Genomic DNA, 4,134 nt, shown 5'->3' with positions numbered 1-4,134 from the left:
AACTCAGGGGCGTGGCCACCAAGTACTTGCCGAACTACCTGGCTTGGCAACGGCTGATGAGCTGGAACAAGGAAGGCGTTTCCGCCGACGATGTCATCGCGTCAGCTCTCGGCAAGCAGGTCATCAACGTTTAATCTGAACAGCGCCAATGTTTTCAGATCACGTTCGCGCGGCTCGCCAGCGTGCGGGGCCACCGGTGGTGGCGCACGCTGCGCAACGCCCACAAGGCCTTGTCGCGCAATGATCTCAATGATCTGAAAGTCTGACCGCATGGCGCATAGAAATTTCCCTGCACGAGCCGGTTCTTTGATCCGCGTCATATGCGCCCGGATCCACTCTCGACAGTCACCGTTGGCCGGCACGATAATTTCCCCATGTCGAACGCGGCAGCCCGRCCGCAAGCCGGTCTCCCGCCTCCGCCAGGTCTTCACGGAAAGCCGCCGAACGACGCCGCCACCCTGCCAGTCACAGGTTAGCCATTTGCCCGCGCGTGACGTCCGCCTTCCCGTGTCGAACCAAGATCAACAAGACAAGAAAAGGGCAAAGCGATGACAGACCCGCACACTCCAACCCAAGCCGTCCGCGCAGCCGCCCCCGCCTCCATCGGTGTGGCTGCCGCCGTGCCGCAGGCCGCGCCCGGTAAATCCACGCCATGGGGGCTCTACGCCGCCGTCCTGGTACTGATCGGCATACTCGCCCTGCCCCTGCCCCCGGACCTGCCGGTGGCGGGACACCGCATGCTGGCCATCCTCGCCTTTGCCATCGTGGTGTGGATCACCGAGGCGGTCTCCTACGAGGCCAGCGCCATCATGATCACGTCGCTGATGGCCGCGCTGATCGGCTTTGCGCCCACGGTGGCCGACCCGGCCACGCAATACGGCACCTCCCGCGCGCTCGGCATGGCGCTGGCAGGGTTCTCCAATACCGCGCTGGCGCTGGTTGCCGCCGCCCTCTTTATCTCGGCGGCGATGACGGTGACCGGGCTCGACCGGCGCATCGCGCTGGTCACGCTGTCGGCCATCGGCACCAGCACGCGGCGCATCCTGATCGGCAGCATCGTGGTGACCATCGCGCTGTCGCTGGTGGTGCCGAGCGCCACCGCGCGCAGCGCCTGCGTGGTGCCGATCATGATGGGCGTGATCGCGGCCTTCGGGGTCGACAAGAAATCCAATATCGCCGCCGGCATCATGATCACCGTGGCCATGGCCACCAGCATCTGGAACGTCGGCATCCAGACCGCCGCCGCGCAGAACCTGCTGACGGTGGGCTTCATGGACAAGCTGCTGGGTGAGCGCATCACCTGGCTGCAATGGCTGATCGCCGGCGCGCCGTGGGCCATCGTGATGTCGGTCGTGCTGTATTTCCTGGTGCGCTTCCTGTTGCCCGCCGAGACCGAGGCCATTCCCGGCGGCAAGGAAGCCGTGCAAAAGGAACTCGCCGGGCTGGGCCCGATGAGCGGCCCGCAAAAGCGGCTTGCCGCCGTGTCCATCGGGCTGCTGCTGTTCTGGGCAACCGAGGGCAAGCTGCACCAGTTCGACACCGCCACCGTGACCTTCGTCGGCCTGGTGATCCTGATGATGCCGCGCATTGGCGTGATGGACTGGAAGACCATGCAGCAACGCACGCCGTGGGGCACGCTGATCGTGTTCGGGGTGGGCATCAGCCTGGGCACCGCGCTGCTCACCACGCAGGCCGGCCAGTGGCTGGGCAAGTTCGTGGTGGCCAACTCCGGGCTCGCCACGCAAGGCCCCATCCTGGTGTTCGCCATCCTGGCCGCCTTCCTGATCCTGATCCACCTCGGCTTTGCCAGCGCCACCGCGCTCACCGCGGCACTGCTGCCGATCCTGATCTCGGTGCTGCAGACGCTGCCGGGCGATATCAACCAGATCGGCCTGACGATGCTGCTCGGCTTCACCGTGAGCTTCGGCTTCATCCTGCCGATCAATGCACCGCAAAACATGGTTTGCCTGGGCACGGACACTTTCAACGGCAAGCAGTTCGCCAAGGTCGGCATCCCCGTGACGGTGATCGGCTACGCCCTGATGCTGCTGTTTGCCGCCACCTACTGGCGCTGGCTGGGCTGGATCTGAGCGCACACCGGGACAAGGAACGAACATGAAGATAACACTGCAATCCGCCACCCAGCTCGCCCGCGACCTGCTCGCCGCACAAGGCGTGCCGACCGACATCGCCAACGACGTGGCCGAGCACCTGGTCGAGGCCGATCGCTGCGGCTACACCAGCCACGGCCTGTCGATCCTGCCCAACTACCAGCGCTCACTCGCAACCGGCAACGTCAACCCGGCGGGCCGCGCCGAATGCGTGCTCGACCGCGACAGCCTGCTGGTGTTCGACGGCAACGGCGGCTTCGGCCAGCACGTGGGCAAGCGCGTCATCGAGACCGCCATCGAGCGCGTGCGCCGGCACGGCCACTGCATCGTCACGCTGCGCCGCTCGCACCACCTGGGCCGCATGGGGCACTACGGCGAGATGGTGGCCAAGGAGCGCTTCGTGCTGCTGAGCTTTACCAATGTGATCAACCGCTCCCCGGTGGTGGCCCCCTACGGCGGCCGCACCGCGCGGCTKACCACCAACCCGCTGTGCTTCGCCGGGCCGATGCCCAACGGCCGGCCGCCGCTGGTGGTGGATATCGCCACCAGCGCCATCGCCATCAACAAGGCCCGCGTGCTGGCCGAGAAAGGCGAGCCCGCGCCGGAGAACAGCATCATCGACAGCGGCGGCAACCCCACCACCGATGCCGGGGCCATGTTCAGCGAACACCCGGGTGCGCTGCTGCCCTTCGGCGGCCACAAGGGCTATGCGCTCGGCGTGGTGGCGGAGCTGCTGGCCGGCGTGCTGTCCGGCGGCGGCACCATCCAGCCGGACAACCCGCGCGGCGGCGTCGCCACCAACAATATGTTCGCGGTGCTCATGAACCCCGAGCTCGACCTGGGCCTGAGCTGGCAGAGCGCGGAGGTGGAAGCCTTCGTCAACTACCTGCACGACACCCCGCCCGCCCCGGGCTTTGACAGCGTGCAATACCCTGGCGAGTTCGAAGCCGCCAACCGCGCGCTTAGCACCACCCACCTGGAGGTAAACGCGGCGATCTGGCGCAACCTGGAAACGCTGGCAAAGGAACTTGGCGTGGCGCTGCCGGCAGGCTGAACCGGCGGGGCGGCTTGGGCAGTGGCATGGCCAGTGCTGGCACAATACGGCCCATGGAACGTCTCTGGTCGAATTTTCTCAAGCTGGTGCTGCTGCTCATCCTGGGCGCGGCCCTGCTCGGCACGCTCGCCGTGCTCGTCGCTCAGCGCCAGCTGCCCACGCTGGATGCGCTCACCACTTTTCGCCAGTCGCCCGGCTACGTGCCCATCGGCGAGATACCGCCCAAGCTGACCCAGGCGGTGGTAGCCATCGAGGACGACCGCTTCTACCTGCATGACGGCATCGACTATGTCGGCGTGATCCGCGCCGGCGTGGCCAACCTGTCCGATGAGCTGTCGCAGGGCGCCTCCACCATCACCATGCAGGTGGCGCGTAATTTCTTCCTCTCGCGCCAGAAGACCTATACCCGCAAGCTGTATGAGGTGCTGCTGGCTTACCGGATCGAACATGCGATGAGCAAGGACGAGAYCCTCGAGCTCTACATGAACAAGGTCTACCTTGGGCAAGGGGCCTATGGCTTTGCGGAGGCCGCCGAGACGTATTTTGGCAAGCCGGTGGGCGAGCTGACTTTAGCGGAATGCGCGATGCTGGCCGGATTGCCTAAGGCGCCTTCGGCGAATAACCCGGTGGTGAATCCCCGGCGCGCCCGGCAGCGGCAGGCTTACATTTTGCTGCGGATGCTGGAGTTGGGGAGGATTGGGAGAGGGGAATATGATGCGGCGTTGTTGGAGCCGTTGAGGTTGAAGTAGGTGATTGGGCGGCGATGGCTTTTGCTCCCACATCCCCCTGCGGGGTTGGTCGATGTTTCTTTGAGCGGCGTTGGCGTTTGCACCCAAGGGCCATACGACATCCCCCTGCGGGGGCTGCCGGTCACTTATATGAACGCGCCCCGGTTTGCTAGGTAAACGTCACGCGATGCTCGATCAGGGTTGGTTGCAGACTTATATCCGGCCTAGTGCAGGCCAAGCC

3 protein-coding genes and 1 pseudogene are annotated in these 4,134 nt (G+C 65.4%); all 4 read left to right on the top strand.

What is annotated here, in order from left to right; translation table 11 throughout:
* Window positions 1-134 (top strand): annotated as a pseudogene (locus AC1DS3_RS36025) (IS1595-like element ISCARN29 family transposase); the annotation flags it as partial.
* A 414-nt stretch (window positions 135-548) separates the two neighbouring features.
* Window positions 549-2,090: a DASS family sodium-coupled anion symporter gene (locus AC1DS3_RS36020; protein WP_441641371.1), complete on the top strand. Its 1,542-nt coding sequence runs from the start codon at window positions 549-551 to the stop codon at window positions 2,088-2,090.
* Between the two features lie 25 nt (window positions 2,091-2,115).
* On the top strand, window positions 2,116-3,165 hold the full coding sequence (locus AC1DS3_RS36015; protein ID WP_441641372.1) for an Ldh family oxidoreductase: 1,050 nt from the start codon (window positions 2,116-2,118) through the stop codon (window positions 3,163-3,165).
* 53 nt (window positions 3,166-3,218) lie between these two features.
* Window positions 3,219-3,914 carry a transglycosylase domain-containing protein gene (locus tag AC1DS3_RS36010; protein ID WP_477129080.1) on the top strand — a complete coding sequence of 232 codons (696 nt, stop codon included), beginning with the start codon at window positions 3,219-3,221 and terminating at the stop codon, window positions 3,912-3,914.
* Window positions 3,915-4,134 lie beyond the last annotated feature (220 nt).

The organism is Cupriavidus sp. 01L46 (assembly GCF_056399905.1).
The sequence above is the reverse complement of the archived record's forward strand: the minus strand, read 5'-3'. Positions and strand labels throughout refer to the sequence as shown.

Bases quoted from the DNA above. Each gene is read 5' to 3' on its own strand.
- AC1DS3_RS36020 (WP_441641371.1), top strand. From the start codon at position 549: ATGACAGACCCGCACACTCCAACCCAAGCCGTCCGCGCAGCCGCCCCC.